This is a genomic window from Humidesulfovibrio mexicanus (assembly GCF_900188225.1).
GTDB classification, from domain to species: Bacteria; Desulfobacterota; Desulfovibrionia; order Desulfovibrionales; family Desulfovibrionaceae; genus Humidesulfovibrio; species Humidesulfovibrio mexicanus.
This window is the reverse complement of record NZ_FZOC01000003.1, coordinates 38,359-56,022: the sequence shown is the minus strand read 5'-3', so window position 1 is coordinate 56,022 and position 17,664 is coordinate 38,359. Positions and strand designations below refer to the sequence as shown.

Sequence of the window (17,664 nt, the reverse complement as noted above, 5' to 3'; positions counted from 1 at the left end):
CAGCTTGTCGCGCCAGGAAATATGGATGAACGTCCACCATCATAACCGTTGCGTAAAAGGCATATGATCATGACCGACATGAATGCACTGCTGGACCAGATGCAGGGCAAACGCGTGATGATAATCGGCGATTTGATGCTCGATCACTACACCTTCGGGCAGGTGTCGCGCATATCGCCAGAGGCCCCGGTGCCCGTGGTTGAGGTGATCCGCGAAGAATATGTGCTGGGCGGCGCCGGAAACGTGGCGCTCAACATCAACGCCATGGGTGGTCAGGCCCTGCTCGCGGGCGTGATCGGCACCGATCGGGATGGGGAAAGCCTGAACGCCCTGCTGCGCGAAAGCGCCGTCGAAACCCGGCTTGTCCACGCGGATCGCCGCCGCACAACACGAAAGACGCGGATCATCGCCAACAATCAGCAGATCGTCAGGGTGGACAGGGAAGACGCCGATCCGCTCACGGAGAGCGTGGTTGGAGAGCTGCTGGAGATCCTGCGTGAGCACAGTCAAGACATCGACATCATTATCGTTTCCGACTATGGCAAAGGGGTTGTCACCGCTCCGCTCATGGACGCGCTGCGCTCGCTCAAGGGCGCTCATGGCAGGCGTCCGCGGATCCTTGTGGATCCCAAGCCGCAGAACTACGACCTCTACCAGGGCGTAGACATTCTGACCCCCAACGCCAAGGAAGCGGGCGAGGGAGCGGCCATGCCCTGCTCCTGGCCACTTGGCCCGGCCACGGTGGGTCAGGCCCTGTTCCGGCGGCTGGATTGCCAGCACCTGCTCATCACCCTTGGCCCCCAGGGCATGGCCCTGTTCGAGTCCCGGAATTCGGCGCGACACATTCCCACCTTCGCCCGCACGGTCTTCGATGTTACCGGCGCGGGGGACACGGTGATCGCCACGTTGGCCCTCGCCCTCGCGGCCGGAGCCCCCCTTGTGGACGCGGCCGTGCTGGCCAACCATGCCGCGGGCATCGTGGTGGGCCAGGTGGGCGCGGCCACGCCCACCGTGGACGGGCTGCGACAGGCCGTGCAATCGCGCCCGGCACAGCCGATGGCGACGCTGCCCGGAATGGACGAGACCGCTTTCGCTGCCAGGGCGGTTTACGGAGCGCGTTCTTTAGGGTAGCTGCATGGGAGTGCGCCCCATCGGACCAGGGGCCGCAACTTCGACAAACTGCAACGAAATGGAGGTCGCCCTATGGCCAAGGCCCCATCCGCAAAAACTCCAGGGTTGGAGACAAGCATCCAGACCCTTGGCGCGGCCAAGATCCCCTCTCCCCTGCGCTATGGCCGCTACGTGGGCCAGGACGAGACCCTGGAACTGCGGCTGACCGAGGAGGAGGCCGACGTTTCCGCCGGGCCGGGCGTGCCCTTCAAGTTCGAAAAGGCCGGACCGCGCGGCGCCATGTACTTCGACTCCTCCAAGGTCAAGTGCGCCATCGTCACCTGCGGCGGCTTGTGCCCCGGCATCAACGACGTCATCCGCGCCATCGTCATGGACGCGCACCACAACTACAACGTGGCCTCGGTCATCGGCATCCGCTATGGACTGCAAGGCTTCATCCCGAAGTACGGCCACGACATCATTGAGCTTACGCCTAAGAACGTAAGCAACTTCCATGTGTTCGGAGGAACCGAGCTGGGCTCCTCACGCGGTCCGCAGGCCCCGGACGAGATCGTGGACGCCCTGGAGCGCATGAACGTCAACGTGCTGTTCATGATCGGCGGAGACGGCACCATGAAGGCCGCCGCCAACATCGTCCGGGAAATCCAGGCCAGGAAATCGCGCATCAGCGTCATCGGCATCCCCAAGACCATCGACAACGACATCAACTTCGTGGGACGCAGCTTCGGCTTTGACACGGCGGTGGAAAAGGCCACAGAGGCCATCGCCTGCGCCCATGTGGAGGCGGTCGGCGCCTTCAACGGCATCGGCGTGGTCAAGCTCATGGGGCGCGAATCCGGCTTCATCGCAGCCCAGGCCACGCTCGCCCTCAAGGAAGTGAACTTCGTCCTTGTTCCGGAAAGCCCCTTTGCCCTGGATGGGCCTGGCGGGCTGCTGGACCAGTTGGAACACCGGCTCTCGACGCGCCACCACGCGGTCATCGTGGTGGCCGAAGGCGCAGGCCAGCACCTCTGCGAAGCCAGCGGCCGCACAGACGCCTCGGGCAACCCGGTGCTCTGCGACATCAGCTCCCTGCTCATCGCGCGCATCAAGGAGCATTTCAAGGCTCGCGCCATGGAAGCCACCATCAAATTCATCGACCCGAGCTACATCATCCGCTCTGTGCCCGCCAACGCCAATGATCGCGTGTACTGCGGATTCCTGGGGCAAAACGCCGTGCACGCGGCCATGTCCGGCAGAACCGGAATGGTGGTAAGCCGCCTGCAATCGCGCTTCGTGCATGTGCCCCTGGAACTGGTGACCATGAAGCGCAAGAAGCTCAACACCGCGTCCGACTACTGGCGCGCCGTGCTCGAATCCACCGGCCAGGAAGAGATGCCACAGCAGGGCTGACAAGCCGTTTGCCGCAGGCCTGCCGCGCACGCAAAAAAAGACGCCCGGTTTTGCCGGGCGTCTTCGTTTTCTTGGAGGTGGGCTGAAAGACTAGTCTTCGTTCACCGCGGGACGCAGCAGCATGTGCTCGTCCAGGGTGCTGGCGGCATCCTCGGCCTGCAGGGCCATGGCCAACAGCTCGTACATGTCGTCCAGGGGAAGCTCCAGGGCGCGCCCACAGCAATCGGCGTGGACATGCCCGTCGCGCTCATCCAGCAGATAGGCTCGACGCTCGCGGCTCTCGCCGGAGGCGGCTATGACGCCATAGGCGACCGAGCCTTCCTCGCTGCGGTACAGCTTCTCCACCGTCAACAGCCCGGTTCCTGTGCTGAAATGGATGTCCTCGGCCACAAGGATCCCGGTAATGCCGACAGGAGCGCCAAAATCGTTGGGCAGGCTGACGGCGCGAGGAACGTTGTGCTGAGACATGTTCTGGGGCGTGCGGTTCATGCGTTCTCCTGGGTCGTGGACATCAAAGGGGCAACTTGCACTGCCTTGGCTTGTTGCGGGCAGGTTCCGGCCGCCAGTGCCGCCAGCCGCTGGCCACATACTCATGCAGGGCCGATTCCGGCACCCGCCACTGCGTTCCCACCCGGATTGCGGCTATGCTGCCGTCCTTGACCAGCCTGTAGGCAGTCCGGTTGTGGACGCGAAGGATGTCGGCGACTTCCCGTATGGTGAGCAGCCTGGGGAGACACCCTCCCCCATCCGGCGCGGGACCTTCAGTGTCTATCATGGGACACTGATGTACATGTGTATGCACCCGTTGTCAAAGAATGTCAACGGATGTCATCCATGCACATCGGTGTCGAAAAATCAGCTCGCCAGGATGGCGTTTACGGGCAGAAAAGCGGGCTAATAGGCTCCCGTGTCCCGGCGAGGCCAGAAGCCTTTGTAGCCCATGCAGAGGTAATAATAGAACGGCCGCACGGGTTGGCCGCGATAGGACGCAACATATCGATACGGCCCGGCCACTGCGGCGAACATTTCCGTGGCCACGGGCGGAACGCCGGGAGAATCGCCACGCAGCACGAGGATGGCGTCCCACCCTTCCTTGTCCTTGGGCCCGCCCCAAAGATCGTACTGGTTCATGCGCCGCCCGTCCCACCACAGGCAGTACGCGCGCGGCTGTCCGGGCACATAAAAGGCCAGCTCCGCCGTGATGTCATACACATCGCTCATGAAAAACACACGCTGCGGATCCGCGAAGCGGGTGTCGGCCACGGAGCGCATGTGTCGGCCCAGATCCTCCCAGCCCTTGAGCCGATGGGCCGGGTTCAAACCCGGAGGAATGGGCAAAAGCTGATGCAGGTGGAGAAACAGCATCAAGCCGACGCTGGCGTAAGCACCTGCCTTGAGCCAGAACCAGCCGCGCGCGGAAAGGCCGCTGCGCAGCAGCCGGTCAAGCTCCGCTGCGCACAAAAGCGCACCCGCGACGAAGCTCACCGTATTCCAGTTGGCAAGAACCTTGGTGTGGAAGCTCCAGGCCAGAAAAAACAGCGTCATGGGCCAGAAAAACACGGCCAGCAAGGTCGACTGCCGGAAATCGAGGCCGCCCTGTCCGGAAGCGGTGACGCCTCGCCAGGCGATGCGCCCGGCGCGCCACCCCGCGACCAGCATGAGCCAGAACCACCAGGGCAGGGCAAACCCGAACTGCGCGCCCGCATATTCCGGCACGCGGGAAAGCCGGAACAAGGTCTTTGCCCCCTGCCCGGACACGCCAATAAGGTGGAGCACATGCTTGTAGCCGACAAAGCCGTTCTGCATGTTCCAGATAAGGGTGGGCAAAAAGCCGAGGCACGCGCCCAAGGCCAGCGCCAGGAAAAGGCGGGGCCAGTAGCGCGGCGGCAAGGCGTTGCGGCGCTGGAGCAGCAAACCATGGACAACGGCGAGCCCGGCCAGGCCGAGCATGGTGTATTTGGCGAGAATACCCACCCCATAGGCCAAAGCCAAAAGCGCAAAGGGCCACAGCCCGCGGTCCTTGCCCGCATCGTCCGGGGAGGACGCCGCATACAGGGCCAGCATGGACAGCATCCAGCAGAGCACGAAGGGATTGTCCGTGGTCATGAGGATGCCCAAGGCCTGGAACAACGGCGAAACCGTGATGACGAAAACGGCCAGCACAGCCATGGCCGGCTGGCGCCACACCCGCCCCACCAGCCACCACACCAGCATGGGGAAGGCCGCCATGCCCAAAAGGGAGCCCATGCGCACGCCGAGCTCGGTGTCGCCGAGAACGCTGGTGCAGGCCTTGATGATCCAGGCGATGAGCGGACCCTTGGAATAATAGGTCAGCTGCAACTGGCGGGTCCAGTCCCAGTACTGGGCCTCATCCTGCACAAGGCCCAGCTGGACGGTGCCGACGAACCAGAGGCGGAGAAGAAACGGAACAGCGACAAGCAGCAGCATCCAGCGGCCGGGGGCATTGCGGAGGCTGTCGTAAAGGCGTTCTGCGGGGGTGGAGCACTGCATCATGGAATCCTGGCGCGGGTTGCGCAGGGTCTGTCTAGCGCGCGGGGGTGACTTTGGCAAGGCGGGCGCGGATCGTCAGCGGATGTAGGTCGGCAAGTTCAGGAACAGGTTTGTGGTGTAGGTGATCATCTTGTCCATAATCCAGGGAAAGGCGAGTATGAGCGCCACAAACATGGCGATAAGCTTGGGCACCAGCGAGAGCGTGGAGTCCTGAATCTGCGTGGCGGCCTGAAAAATGCTCACGATGATGCCCACGGCGAGCCCAACGCCCATCATGGGCAGGCAGATGACCAGGGTCAGCTCCATGGCTTCGCGGGCGAACCCCACGACGAATTCCGGTGTGATGGCCATGGCGCGCCCCGTCAGACAAAGGAGTTGACCAGCGAGCCGATGAGCAGGCTCCAGCCGTCAACAAGGATGAACAGCAGGATTTTGAACGGCAGGGCCACCGTGGCGGGCGGCAGCATCATCATGCCCATGGAGAGCAGGATGCTCGCCACCACCATGTCCAGGATCAAAAACGGAATATAGATGAGAAACCCGATGGAGAAGCCGGTTTTGAGCTCGCTGATGGTGTAGGCGGCCACCAGCATGATGGTGGACACCTGCTCCTTGTTCAGGGGCCTGTCTTCCTTGGAGATGGAATAAAAGATGGAAAGGTCCTTCTCGCGCGTGTGCTTGAAGAGGTATGCGCGTATGGGCACCTGGGCGCGGTCCAGCGCCTCCTTGAAGCCGATCTTTTCCTCCATGTACGGCTGGAGGGCCTCCTCGTTGACGCTTTTGATCACCGGCCCCATGATGATGATGGACATGAACAGGGCAAGGGAGGCCATGATCTGCGCGGGAGGCATCTGCGGGGTTCCCATGGCCTGGCGCAAAAAATGGAACACGATGATGATGCGCGTGTACGAGGTCATGGTGAGCACGATGCTGGGGGCGACCGCGAGCACCGTGAACAGGAACATGAGCTCCAGGGCCACGGAGACCTTTTCAGGCTCGCTCTGTCCGGCGGAAAGGCTCATGGTCAGGGAAGGCGCGTTTGGGCCTGACGGTGCAGCGGCCTGGGCAATGGCTGGCGCCAGCGCAAGAAAAAGAAACGCAAGCAGAACAGGAAGGCTAGCGCAAAGGGCGTTTCCCAGGGGGGAAGAGGGGCGGCCCGTCGTCTTGGTCAGGTTCGCCCGCGCTGTCACGCTTCCGCTGGTCGCGGCCTGCGGTAGCCGTGCGCGGATGCTCGTCAAAAATCCCGTCAAAACGCAAGGCGTCCGCATCTGACTCGCCGGCCCGGACAGGGGCGGACGCAGCTCCAGGCTGCTGCGCGCCGCGTCCAGCGCCGTCCTTTGGCCAGGAGAGCAGCTCAGAAAAGATTTTGGGATCATCGGCTTCCTTCTTGGCCGCGGCGTCGGGCGGGGTCAACTCGGCAAGGGTGTTGATGGAGCCTTCGGTAACACCCACCACAAGGGTCCTGTCCTGGACGCGAATGACCGCGATGCGCTGCCTGGACCCGACATTGAGCTGCGTGAGCACCTGTATGCCCAGCCGCTCGCCGCCTGCGGCCCCCGCGCCCGGGAGCAGACGCTTGAGCACGTACACAACACCGTAGATGAGGCCCACGATGCACGCGAGCGCCACAACCATCTTCACGATGTCAAAAAACAGCTGATCAGGCAAGCTGCTTCACCCTCTCTATGGGGCTGATGATGTCCGTCAGCCGGATGCCGAATTTCTCGTTGATGACCACAGCCTCGCCACGCGCCACCAGCTTGCCGTTGACGAATATCTCCATGGGCTCGCCGGCCAGCTTGTTCAGCTCCACCACCGAGCCCTGGCCCAGCTGTAGCAGCTCGTTGATGAGCAGGCGCGTGCGCCCAAGCTCGGCGGAAACCTCAAGGGGGATGTCGAGGATGAAGTCCAGGTCGCGCTTGGTGCCGGGATTCTGACGCTGGGCCTTGTGCTCGGCGGTCATGTCCGGAAACTGCGGCTCATGGGTCTGGGTCCGCAGGAAGGTCTGCTCCTTGTCCTTCTGGACTTCGTCGGCCTCCTGCGTGGCGAGGGCCTTTGCCCATTCGTCGGCCAGCGCCTCGTCGGAGCTCTTGGGCTCGGCGTCCGCCGCGCCTTCGGCCGGGGGTTCCTGCTCAAGCAGCGCGTTGGCCCACTCCTCGGCGAGCTTGTCCTGGTCCTTGTCGTCCGCCATGCTGACCTCGCTTCACGCTGATTGTTCGTCCCGCGCGCCCGGTGACGCAAGGGCGCGGTTCACTCCGGCACGTACTGCAAATCCCGTGCAGACGCAACCGGCCAGAACTGCGCGCGCTGGCAAAAGGCTACTGGATGACGATTTCGGTGATGTAGACCCGCAAGACCTTCTGCTCGCCCATGACCAGCGTCAACCGCTCCACGATCTCCTTCTTGAGCAGGATCTTGCTCTCAAGGGTGGAAAGATCGTCGTAGGTTTTGCTGGAAAGCAGCAACAGCAGGGAGTCCTTGACCTTGGACATGTTCTTGTTCAACTCGTCCGCAGCCAGCTTGTCCTTCACCTCGATATCCAGCGCAAGCTTGAGGTAGCGGCGGCCTTGCGGCTCCGCCAGGTTCACCAGCAGGGGCGGAATGCTCACCAGCTCGCCGCCGGAATGGCCGCCTGCCGCGCCTTCCTCCTTGGCGCCGCCCTCGCCGCCCTCTGCGGCTTTGGCGTCGTGCCCGTCCTCGGTCTTCTGCTCGGTGGCGTTGTCCGCCTGGGCGGCGGGCCTGCCCATCCACCACTTGTAGCCGAAAAAGCCGCCAGCGCCCAGGACGCCAAGCAGCACCACGCTCAGAATGATGAGGATCAGCTTCTTCTTGGATTTCTTCGGGGCATCGTCGTCAAGAGCGACTTCTTCCGTCGGAGCCTTTTCTGCCTTCTTCGCCACGAATATCACCGCCTTGTTCGATGCGGCCGGATCGCTCCGGCCTGGTTGGCCTTGGTCGCATTACGCATATCGGCCGCATACGCGAAAGGTATAGCCATTGGAGCGCCCCAAACGCAAGGCCAAGAGGCCGCGCCAAGAGAAACGACAAGAGAAACATCAAAAGGCGCATCAGGGGGAACGCCCCGATCTGTTGCCACAAAACAAGGCGCGGTATACGAAGCCGGACATGGACATCCTCATGCTGCACCAGAACTTCCCCGGCCAGTTCCGGCGCCTGGCCGGCAGGCTGGCCGCCATCGGCCACCGGGTGCGGGCCATGGGGGAGCGCCATGCGCCCGGCCTGCCGGGCATCCCCATGACACGCTACGAAATCCGAAAAGAGCCCAAGGCCGGGCACAGGTACCTGAACACCGTCACCGCCGCGGCCATACGGGGCGAAGCCGTGGCCAAGGGGCTCGTGCAGCTGGCGAAACAGGGATATCGGCCGGATGTGGTGCTGGCGCATCCCGGCTGGGGCGAGGCGCTGTACGTCAAGGACGCCCTGCCGCAGGCGCGCCTGGTGTCGCTGTTCGAGTTCTATTATCGGGCGCAGGGGGCGGACGTGGGCTTTGAGCCGGGTGCGGCGGTGGGCCTGGACACGCTGGCCACGCTCACTTCGCGCAATCTGCTGCACCTGATGAACCTGGAGCGCTGCGATGCGGGGGTTTCGCCCACACACTGGCAGAAATCGCTGCACCCTGCCCGCTACCACGACAAAATCAGCGTGGTGCACGAGGGCATAGACACGGCGGCCATGTCGCCGGAGCCCGCCGCCCGGCTGACCCTGCGCGACGGCCGCGTGCTGAAGGTCGGCGACCCTGTGGTGACGTACGTGGCCAGGCACCTGGAGCCGTATCGCGGCTTCCACGTGTTCCTGCGCGCCCTGCCGGAAATCCAGCGGAGAAATCCGCAGGCGCTGACCGTCGTCGTGGGCGGCGACAACGTGAGCTACGGCAGGAAGCCCGAAGGCGCGGCCAACTGGCGCGAAAAGCTCCTGTCCGAGGTGGGCGACCGGCTGGACATGACGCGCGTAGTCTTCACGGGCCAGCTGCCCTATGCGGCATATCGCGCGCTGTTGCGCGTGTCCGCCGCGCATGTGTACCTCACCTACCCCTTCGTGCTGTCCTGGTCGGCCCTGGAGGCCATGAGCTGCGGCTGCCTGCTGGTGGCCTCGAACACGCCACCGGTGGCCGAAGTGATGCGCCACGGGGACAACGCCCTGCTCTTCGACTTCTTCGATCAGCAAGGCCTGGTGGAACGGGTCAGCGAAGCCCTGGAGAGGCCCGGGGAACTCGCCCCCCTGCGCACGGCCGCCCGACGCGCCATCCGTAACGGCTATGGCGTGGAACGCGGGCTTGCCGGATACATGGCGCTGCTCGGCGCTTCCCAGCCGCCCACAACGTCGCCGAAGCCCTGAACCACAACAGACTCCAACATCTGCAAAAAAAAGGCGGCCGCGCAGGACACGCGGCCGCCCGAAAACGTCTGGACGAAAAAAAGCCCGGCTAGTTGGCCAGGCGTTCCTCCCTGGCGTAGCGCACCACAAAGGCCTTGGCGTCCTCCACGCTGGTCACGTCCCCGGCTATCTGCGCCTTCAAGAGCGCATCGCGGATGATGCCCACGCCCGGACCGGGCTTGAGCCCTGTGGCCTGCATGATGTCGCGGCCGTTGAGGAAGGGTTCGAGCTCCTCCTCCGGCGTGTCGCCGCGCTCCAGCATCTTGAGGTTGTGGTTGAACTCGCGGTAGGAGCCGTCCCGGGCCTTGATGTCCGCGCGGACCATCTCCAGGATGCGGGGATACTCGTCGATGGCCATGAGGCGGCGGATGCCCTTGTCCGTAAGCATGAAGTGCGGGCGCATGTGGTCGCGCACAAGGGTGCAGATGAGGTCGATGTCTTCCGGCGGGAAGTGCAGCCGGTTCAATATTTTTCGGGTAACCTTGGCGCCCACGCGGTGGTGCTGCAAAAAGCTCCACTGCCCGTCCGAATACTCCGCCGTGTACAGCTTGCCCACATCATGGAACATGCAGGCCAGGGTGCCGTACCAGTCGTAGGGCAGCACCTCCGGGTAATAGCGCATCACGTCGATGGTGTGCGCGAGCACGGTCTCTTCCCCGGCCTCGGGATTCTTGATCTGCTTCACGCGGGCCAGGGCCGCGATTTCGGGAATGAAGCCGTGCAGGATCTGGGACTCGAAGAGCAACTGCACGAAGGCGTGCATGTTCTCGGCCTCCACCTTGCGCCACTCGTCCATGATGTCCGAGGCCGGGCAGTAGTCCAGCACGCGGCGCGCGCCCCGGATGATGGCCATCCAACTGTTGGGCTCGATGGGCAGGTGGTAGTTGGCCGCAAAGCGCAGCACGCGCACGGCGAGCAGGTGGTCCTTTTTAAGGGCCTGGTCCGGAAAGCCGGAGATGCGCACTTCGCCGCCCTCGAAGCTCAGGCCGTGGTCCTGTTCCTGCGGCGAGGGCAGGTAGGGACAGGCCGCGGAGAGCGGAATCTCGCCGCGCTCCTGCAATATCTTGAGCAGGCGCGGGGTGAGGCGCGCCACGCACTCCTCGGGGTGGCCGCCATCATCCACCGAGGCGGGGTGGAAATAGAAGGTGGCCGCGCCCTGCCGGATGAGCCCCGTGACACCGGTCTCGTTGCAGGTCTCGACATTGGGAAACAGGCGCTTCAGGCCCTCGAAGTCCAGCTCGGTGCTGATGTCCATGGCCAGCTCGGCCGGACCCTTGGCCAGCACGGACTTTTGAAGCCGGGCGTTGATGACGTAGGCGTCGTAGCCGTTGCGCATGATGGTCTTGCACAGGCCGACAGCATCCTTGAAAGGCTGGGGCATTCTTCCTCCGCTCCTGGCCGACCCCCCCTGGGGCGGCTCCCCCGGCGCGGGCCGGGGCGTTTATGTCGTGGTTTCAGGGGCGTGGCGCTACGCGCCCGCCGTAAGACCCCCTACCACCATTTTGCCCGCAAGGAAATGGGCCGCCACGCGGCCCCGCAGCCGCCTGCCCAGAAGCGGGGTGTTCGCGCTGCGGCTCTTCATGGTGTCCGGTCCCACAACCCACTCCGCGTCCTGGTCAAAGAGCAGGAAGTCCGCCGGGTCGCCGGGGTTGAAGGCATTCACGGGCAGGCCGAAGCGTGCGCAGGGGGCCGTTGTCCAGGCGCGGATGAAGGCGTCGTAGGGCAGCCGTCCCGCGCGCACCAGCTCCCAGGTGGTGGCAAGGGCCGTATCCAGGCCGGAAATGCCGCAGGGGGCCTGGTCGAACTCCACTTCCTTCTCGTGGGCCGCGTGGGGGGCGTGGTCCGTGGCCAGCATGTCCACGGCGCCGTCGGCCAGGGCCTCAATTAGGGCGTCCACGTCCGCCCTGGTGCGCAGGGGCGGGCTTACCTTGGCCAGGGCGCTGAAGCCCTCGGCCTCGGTTTCCGTAAGGATCAGGTAGTGGGGGCAGGTCTCGGCGGTCACATCCACCCCGCGCGCCTTCGCGAAGCGGATGAGGGCCACGCTTCGTTCGCAGGAGATGTGCGCCAGGTGCACGGGCACGCCCAGGTATTCGGCCAAAAGCACGTCGCGGGCCACCTGCACGGCCTCGGCCACATCGGGCTGGGCGGGCAACCCCAGGCGGCTGGAGGTCTCGCCCTCGTTCATGCCCGCCGCCGGGGCCAGGTACGGATCCTCGCAGTGGTCGATGACCACGCGGCCCAGGTCGCTGGCGTATTCCATGGCGCGGCGAAACAGCTCCGTGCTCTCCACAGGCCGACCGTCGTTGGAAAAGGCGGCGCAGCCCGCGTCCTTCAGCTCGGCCATGGGGGCGAGTTCCTGGCCCTTGAGGCCCTTGGTGAGCGCGCCGATGGGAAAGAGGCGCGGCCCATGGGGCCAGCTTTTCCGGGCCTGCTCCAGCATGAATTCGGTGATGCTGGCCGAATCGTTCACCGGGCTGGTGTTGGCCATGCACATGATGTTGCCGAAGCCGCCATGGGCCGCGGCGCAAAGGCCGGAGGCTATGTCCTCCTTGTATTCCTGACCGGGCTCGCGCAGGTGCACGTGCGCATCGGTGAGGCTTGGCAGCAGCACGCGGCCCAGCGCGTCAATCTCCTTGGCCGCGCGCAGATCCAGGCTGCCCGCCGGAACCAGGGCCACAACTTTGCCCTTGGCCACAAACACATCCACCAGCTGGCCGCCCTTCCTGGGCTTGCCGGCCTTGCCCTGGGCCTTTACCGGGCCCAGCCACAGCGCGCCGCGCACGGCCAGATCGATCTTCTTCATGTTCTCGGACATGGCGCGCCTCCTATTCGGGCATACCGGACTGCGCCGCCACCTGGGCCGCGTCCGGGCTCTTGCGTGTCAGGTACAGGAAGAGCAGGGCCATGCGCACGGCCACGCCGTTCTCCACCTGCTCCAGAATCAGGCTCTCGGCGCTGTCCGCCAGGGCGGAGCCGATCTCCACCCCGCGATTGATGGGTCCGGGGTGCAGCACGCAGCAGCCGGGCGCGGCCGCGGCCATGTGCCGCTCCGACAGGCCGAAGGTGCGGGCGTATTCGCGCAGGCCGGGCAAAAGCCCCGCCTGCTGGCGCTCCAACTGCAGCCTAAGGCACATGATGGCGTCGGCCCCCTTGCAGGCGGCGGAAAGGTCGCTGAACACCTCCACGGGCCAGGCGTCGAGCCGGGGCGGGAGCAGGGTGCGCGGACCGCACAGGCGCACCCGCGCGCCAAGCAGGGTCAGCAGCAGAACGTTGGAGCGCGCCACGCGGCTGTGGGCGATGTCGCCCAGGATGAGCACGGTCTTGCCCGCGAAGTCGCCCTTCCAGCGCCGGGAAAGGGTCAACGCGTCCAGCAGGGCCTGGGTGGGGTGGGCGTGGCGACCGTCGCCCGCGTTGATGACGCTGCAGTCCAGGCGTTCGGCCAAAAACTGCGCTGCGCCGCTGGAGCTGTGGCGAATGACGATGCCGTCCGGATTCATGGCCTGCAGGGTGAGCGCCGTGTCCTTGAGGGTTTCGCCCTTGACCAGGCTGGAGCCGCTCTTGGCCAGGGCGAAGGTGTCGGCGGAAAGACGCTTGCCCGCCATGTCGAAACTGGTCTTGGTGCGGGTGCTGGGCTCGGCGAAGAACAGCACCACGCTGCGGCCCTTGAGGGTGGGCACCTTCTTCACCGGGCGGCTGTTGATCTCCCGAAAATAGGCCGCCGTGGCCAGGATGTGGCGCACCTCGCCTTCGGAGAGCTGGGAGACGTCCAGCAGGTCCTTGTGTTTCCATTGCATATGGGGCTCCTTCCTCCCCCGGCCTGAAGCCGGGCGTGACCCCTTGCCGCAAACGGCCTGGGGCGGGTCGTTACCGGTGGATCCAGATGTCCAGAATGGCGGCGGGCACTATGGAGAAGCGCGCCAGCCGACCGGGGGCCAGGCTGCCCAGGCGCGCGGCCTGGGCGATGGTCCGCCCGAAAAACAGGGCGGGGTTGACGGTTATGAGCGCCATTGCGTCCGGCAGGTCCAGACCGGAATCGCGCTCCATGAGCCAGGCCATTTCGCCGTAGGGATCCAGGTCGGCGTTGGAGCAGAGGCCGTCTGTGCCCAGGCACACGTTGACCCCGGCGTCCAGCAGGGCGCGCGCCGGAGCGCGTCCAACGCCGATGTGTTCGTTGCTGCGCGGGCACAGGCACACGGTTGCCCCGCTGTGCGCGATGTCCGCTATGTCCTGCCCGTCCACAGTGACGCAGTGCACCAGCAGGGTGTCCGCATCCATGAGGCCAAGCTCCCGCGCCAGGGGCACGGGCCGCGCGCCGGGGGCGTCGTAGCCGGAAAGCACGCCGCGCGCCTTGAGCAGGTCCAGAAAGGCGTTCTCGCCCGTGAGCAGGATCTGGTCCTCGTCGGCGTGCTCGGCCAGGTGCAGGGAGAAGGGCAGGCCGCGTTCCCGGCACAGGCCCTTGGCGGCCTGGAGCAGCGGGCCGCTTGTGCTGTACAGGGCGTGCCCGGCCACGGACATGGCGCCGCGGCCGCAGTCCTCCACCGCGCCCACGCGGGGCAGAAGCGCCGCCGCATCGCCGGGCACGGCCGCGCCTATGGCCTCCGCAAACGAGACGAAGCCAAAACCGGAAGCGGACAGGATGTCGCCCACGCGGGCGGCATTGTGGGTGCTGATGTCCGCCAGGAAGGCCACGCCCTTCTGCTCCATGCGCATAAGCTCCGTGCGCACGGCGCTCGCGTCCAGATCGTACAGCGGCTGGGCCAGCAGGCTTTGCACCCAGGGCACGAAGCCCTGGCCGGAGCTGGTCTTGCCCAGCAGGTGCGTCATCTCCAGGTGCACATGGCTGTTGAAGGTGGCCGGGGCGAGGGTTACGTCGCCAAGGTCGCGCACGGGCCCGGCGTGCTCGCGCGAAAGCTGCGCAAAAGGCCCCGCCGCAAGAATGTCCTGGCCCTCCACCACCACCGCGCCGTCGTCCACCACGGGCGGCAGTTCCAGGCATTGGGGCAGCAGGCGCGCGGCGCGGAGCAGTTCTGGCATGGCGATGTTCCTCATCCCTGGGGGTGTGCGGGCGTTTCCGGGCGGCGCAATGGTTGTCTTGCGCAACCCGTGGCGCGCGCCGCCCAAAAAAAGGGAGGCTTGCGGCCTCCCCGTGTATCACATGGACGGTATCTTGTCCTGCGGCTCGGAGAGGAAAAACTTCCCCTCCTGGATCCATTTCTTCAATTCCTCGGCTATCTCCAGCGACATGCAGTAGCTGGTGACCGGAACGGTCTGGGCCGTGCGCTCGTTGACGATGATGCTGCCGCTCTTGAGTTCCTCAAAGGTGGCGTGGCCCATGACGCGGTTCACGCCGTTGGGGTAGTCGAAGCCGTAGTCCTTGATGGGCATCTGGATGTCGGCGTCGGAGACCCCGGTGAACCAGGCCATGTCCTCGTCCAGGATGGGAATGGGAATACCCACGCCCATGTTGAGGGAGCAGCCGTAGCCCACCAGGGACAGGCCGCGCACGTAGCGCGGGTTCATCTGCTTCAGGTCGCCCTTGAGCATGAGGGTGCCCGCGGCGGTGAGCGGCAGACCGCGCTCGTTCCTGGGCGGCTTGGGATTGTGCTGGGTGCCCGCGCCGATGACGTAGCCGATGCCGCCGCCCATGAAGATTCGCGTGCCCAGGCCGATGGTGCGCAGGTAGGGATCGTTGAACAGGGGCGAAAGCTGGCCCGCTGTGGCGTAGTTGGCGTTCCGGCAGCCGGGCTTGAGCGGGCCCATATATGTATAGATGGTGCGCCCACTCATATTCACGGCGCAGTTATAATTCTGATAGCAGTTGCGGGGATTCAAGAGCTGCGCAAAAGGCAGACTCGCCAGGGTGACGTCCTTTTCCAGCTCCTTCCTGGGGTAGCAGTCGGTGACGTAGCTTCTGGCGCGCAGGCGCACGGGCTTGCCGCGCAGCAAGTCCTCGATGACATGGCCGCCGCCATAGGCGAAGCGGCCGGGATACACCTTGTTCAGGGGATCATCGGCGCTGGTCTCGGTGGCGCCAAGGTAGGCGTCCACTGCGGCCAGGCCGCCATGGCAGGGCACGTTGTTCAGCCACACCTGGCTGGCCCGCATAAGCGGCGGCTCCTGGCCGAAATTGAACAGCAAACCCGAGGAGCACATGGGCGAAAAGGTGCCCGTGGTGACCACATCGACCTCTTTGGCCGCCTTGGTCTTGCCCAGACGCCGAACGGTCTCCACCATTTCCTCGGCCGTAAGCACCACGGCCTTGCCCTTCTTGATGCGCTCGTTGATCTCGGCGATGGTCTTTGTTGTGCTGGCTTTGCCGGCCATTATTCCTCCGCTCTGTGCGCCACAGGAAACTTTCAGGCGTTGTCCAGAAGATGGTCCGGGCGGTGGCGCGGCGGCTTGCGCCGCTTGTCCGCATGGGGTCTGGCGGGCAGGGCGACGGCCTTGCGCCCGCGGACGCTTTCGCCGTCCACCGCAACAGTGAACAGGATATGCCCGGTTTTACGGGAAAGAATGTCCGCGCCCATTTCTGCGTCTCCGCCGGTCATCCGCCGCCAGGGCGGCTAGGACCAACACGTTTGAAACACTCTTGAAAACTTGCCGCATTCTGTGGAAAAAAAACAGCTTTGGCACAGGGGAACATGGCGCAATTCGCATTGGAAGGCAATGTTTTTTATGGGGCAGGGGCCTTGTATTCACTTGGCATCGGCTGTGTTTTGGGCTATGAGGCGGGGTGATTGGGTAGGCGGCCCGACCTGCCGCACGGGCCGCTGTTTTCCTTTTGTTTATCCACAAATTGCACCGCCAAAGCGAGGCGTTCCCGGCCGTGAAGAAAGCCCTTCGAGAACATTTGTCCGCCAGCTGCACTGAGCAGGAGCTCAAGCGCTGGTTCGATCCCCTGGACATCCGCATGTCCGGGGGCGGAGACGAGGTTCAGGTGGCCTTTCCGCACAGCTACTTCGCCCAGTGGTTCGCCGGGAAGATGCAGGACCGTTTCGAGGCCGAACTGTTCCGCTTCCAGGGCCACCCCTGCGACATCCGCTACCTGGCCCCTGCGGCGCGGCGCGGCCAGATGGCGGCGAACGCCAGCCAGCCCGGCGACAACGGCTCTGGCCTGGCGCACAACGCCATGCAGCCGCGCAAGCTGGCCTTTCCCTTTGACGCGCAATACAGCTTCGAGAGCTTTCTGACCAACTCCAAGAATTTCTTTCCGCTGGAGACCGCCCGGCAGGTTGCCAGAAGCGACAACGCCCAGTTCAATCCCTTCGTCATCTGCGGGAAGTCGGGCTCGGGGAAAAGTCATCTGCTCAAGGCCATCGCCAACGAGGTGGCCAAAACCCACCCCTTGGACAGCATTCTCGTGACCACGGGGGAAGGACTGCGCTCCCTGCTTTCCCCGGAGCAGAACCAGCTCTCCGCGCGCGAGCACCTGTGCCGCCACCGCTTCCTGCTGGTGGACGACATCCACTGGCTGGCCGGAGATGAACGCCTGCAGCAGGAACTGCTCGTCATCTTCAATATTTTTCAGGACGCGCGCAAGCAGATGGTTTTCACCTGCCAGGAACGCATCGGCGTCTGGGAGGACATGCTGCCAGCCCTGCGCTCACGCCTGGAGGGCGGCTTGGTGGTCGGCCTCAAGCAGCCGGACATGGAAGTGCGCGTGGCCCTCATCCAGGATCGCGTGCGGGCCAAGAAGCTGCCGCTCTCCAAAGAACAGGTGCTCACGCTGGCCCAGCGCTTCCAAAATTTCCGTGCACTGGGCGGCATCCTCATCAAGCTGCTGGCCTTCCGCGAACTTGTCCGGCGCGACATCTCGGCCAGGGACTTCGAGCAGATCCTGTCCAACACCGAGGAACGCGACCAACCCAAAATAACGGTGGATGTTGTCATCGACACGGTGTGCCAGCATTATCAGGTCAGCAAAAAGGATGTGCTGGGCGAGGACAGGCGGCAGAATATCGCCCTGGCCCGGCAGGTGGCCATGTACTTGTGCCGGCAGATGCTCGGCCTGTCCTACCCGGCGCTGGGGCGCTCCTTTGGCGGCAAAGACCACTCCACAGTGATTTACAGCGTAAAGAAAATTCATGAAATGCAAGAAGATACCAGGGAAATGAAACAGCTGTTGAAAGATTTGAAGCTTCGTTGTCGGCAACCGGCATGAGGGCGTTCACAGCACGCGTGAAACATCAGGCTGTTCCTGTGAGACAACACCCGATGTTCCTAATAAAGGTAAAG

18 protein-coding genes are annotated in these 17,664 nt (G+C 64.5%); 4 read left to right on the top strand and 14 right to left on the bottom strand.

The annotated features are described in order from the left end of the window. The first annotated feature begins 69 nt into the window (after positions 1-69). Positions 70-1,131, top strand: coding sequence for a D-glycero-beta-D-manno-heptose-7-phosphate kinase (gene rfaE1, locus CHB73_RS06960; protein WP_327438373.1), 1,062 nt, complete (start codon positions 70-72; stop codon positions 1,129-1,131). A 72-nt stretch (positions 1,132-1,203) separates the two neighbouring features. Further along, positions 1,204-2,523, top strand: a complete 1,320-nt coding sequence (locus CHB73_RS06955) for an ATP-dependent 6-phosphofructokinase (protein WP_089273523.1) — start codon at positions 1,204-1,206, stop codon at positions 2,521-2,523. Positions 2,524-2,613: 90 nt separating this feature from the next. On the opposite strand, the gene CHB73_RS06950 is transcribed toward CHB73_RS06955, so the two are convergent. From CHB73_RS06950 to CHB73_RS06915, 8 genes are all read right to left on the bottom strand, one after another. Next, positions 2,614-3,012: a hypothetical protein gene (locus CHB73_RS06950; RefSeq protein ID WP_089273521.1), complete on the bottom strand. Its 399-nt coding sequence runs from the start codon at positions 3,010-3,012 to the stop codon at positions 2,614-2,616. Between the two features lie 22 nt (positions 3,013-3,034). Further along, positions 3,035-3,298 (bottom strand): helix-turn-helix domain-containing protein, encoded by a 264-nt coding sequence (locus tag CHB73_RS06945; protein WP_089273519.1) that lies wholly within the window; start codon positions 3,296-3,298, stop codon positions 3,035-3,037. A gap of 119 nt (positions 3,299-3,417) precedes the next feature. Beyond that, positions 3,418-5,094: an ArnT family glycosyltransferase gene (locus CHB73_RS06940; protein WP_235641541.1), complete on the bottom strand. Its 1,677-nt coding sequence runs from the start codon at positions 5,092-5,094 to the stop codon at positions 3,418-3,420. 15 nt (positions 5,095-5,109) lie between these two features. Beyond that, positions 5,110-5,379, bottom strand: coding sequence for a flagellar biosynthesis protein FliQ (fliQ, locus tag CHB73_RS06935; RefSeq protein ID WP_089274191.1), 270 nt, complete (start codon positions 5,377-5,379; stop codon positions 5,110-5,112). A 17-nt stretch (positions 5,380-5,396) separates the two neighbouring features. Continuing rightward, positions 5,397-6,224, bottom strand: coding sequence for a flagellar type III secretion system pore protein FliP (gene fliP, locus CHB73_RS06930; protein ID WP_407656603.1), 828 nt, complete (start codon positions 6,222-6,224; stop codon positions 5,397-5,399). After that, on the bottom strand, positions 6,151-6,702 hold the full coding sequence (fliO, locus tag CHB73_RS17105) for a flagellar biosynthetic protein FliO (protein WP_089273513.1): 552 nt from the start codon (positions 6,700-6,702) through the stop codon (positions 6,151-6,153). Before fliO ends, fliP begins: the two co-directional genes overlap by 74 nt. After that, complete coding sequence (gene fliN, locus CHB73_RS06920; protein WP_089273511.1) at positions 6,695-7,225, bottom strand: flagellar motor switch protein FliN; 531 nt, start codon at positions 7,223-7,225, stop codon at positions 6,695-6,697. The genes fliO and fliN overlap by 8 nt, the downstream gene beginning before the upstream one ends. 127 nt (positions 7,226-7,352) lie before the next feature. Further along, positions 7,353-7,934, bottom strand: coding sequence for a flagellar basal body-associated FliL family protein (locus tag CHB73_RS06915; RefSeq protein ID WP_089274190.1), 582 nt, complete (start codon positions 7,932-7,934; stop codon positions 7,353-7,355). A gap of 226 nt (positions 7,935-8,160) precedes the next feature. On the opposite strand from CHB73_RS06915, the gene CHB73_RS06910 reads away from it, so the two are divergent. After that, a complete protein-coding gene (locus CHB73_RS06910) occupies positions 8,161-9,390 on the top strand; it encodes a glycosyltransferase family 4 protein (protein WP_089274189.1) in 1,230 nt (409 codons plus the stop codon). A gap of 88 nt (positions 9,391-9,478) precedes the next feature. Here the strand turns inward: CHB73_RS06910 and CHB73_RS06905 are convergent, their stop codons facing one another. From CHB73_RS06905 to CHB73_RS16745, 6 genes are all read right to left on the bottom strand, one after another. Continuing rightward, positions 9,479-10,810 carry an HD domain-containing protein gene (locus tag CHB73_RS06905; protein WP_089273509.1) on the bottom strand — a complete coding sequence of 444 codons (1,332 nt, stop codon included), beginning with the start codon at positions 10,808-10,810 and terminating at the stop codon, positions 9,479-9,481. 87 nt (positions 10,811-10,897) lie between these two features. Continuing rightward, positions 10,898-12,244, bottom strand: coding sequence for a dihydroorotase (locus CHB73_RS06900; protein WP_407656602.1), 1,347 nt, complete (start codon positions 12,242-12,244; stop codon positions 10,898-10,900). A 10-nt stretch (positions 12,245-12,254) separates the two neighbouring features. Further along, a complete protein-coding gene (locus CHB73_RS06895; RefSeq protein ID WP_089273507.1) occupies positions 12,255-13,223 on the bottom strand; it encodes an aspartate carbamoyltransferase catalytic subunit in 969 nt (322 codons plus the stop codon). A 70-nt stretch (positions 13,224-13,293) separates the two neighbouring features. After that, complete coding sequence (locus tag CHB73_RS06890; RefSeq protein ID WP_179216942.1) at positions 13,294-14,463, bottom strand: amidohydrolase family protein; 1,170 nt, start codon at positions 14,461-14,463, stop codon at positions 13,294-13,296. A 117-nt stretch (positions 14,464-14,580) separates the two neighbouring features. Continuing rightward, on the bottom strand, positions 14,581-15,753 hold the full coding sequence (locus tag CHB73_RS06885) for a homocysteine biosynthesis protein (protein ID WP_089273503.1): 1,173 nt from the start codon (positions 15,751-15,753) through the stop codon (positions 14,581-14,583). 32 nt (positions 15,754-15,785) lie between these two features. Then, the gene (locus tag CHB73_RS16745) at positions 15,786-15,956 is read right to left on the bottom strand and encodes a hypothetical protein (RefSeq protein WP_179216941.1); all 171 of its coding nucleotides are present in this window, start codon (positions 15,954-15,956) and stop codon (positions 15,786-15,788) included. A gap of 299 nt (positions 15,957-16,255) precedes the next feature. Between CHB73_RS16745 and CHB73_RS06880 the strand changes: the two genes are divergently transcribed. Next, the gene (locus tag CHB73_RS06880) at positions 16,256-17,590 is read left to right on the top strand and encodes a DnaA ATPase domain-containing protein (RefSeq protein ID WP_089274187.1); all 1,335 of its coding nucleotides are present in this window, start codon (positions 16,256-16,258) and stop codon (positions 17,588-17,590) included. Positions 17,591-17,664: the final 74 nt, after the last annotated feature.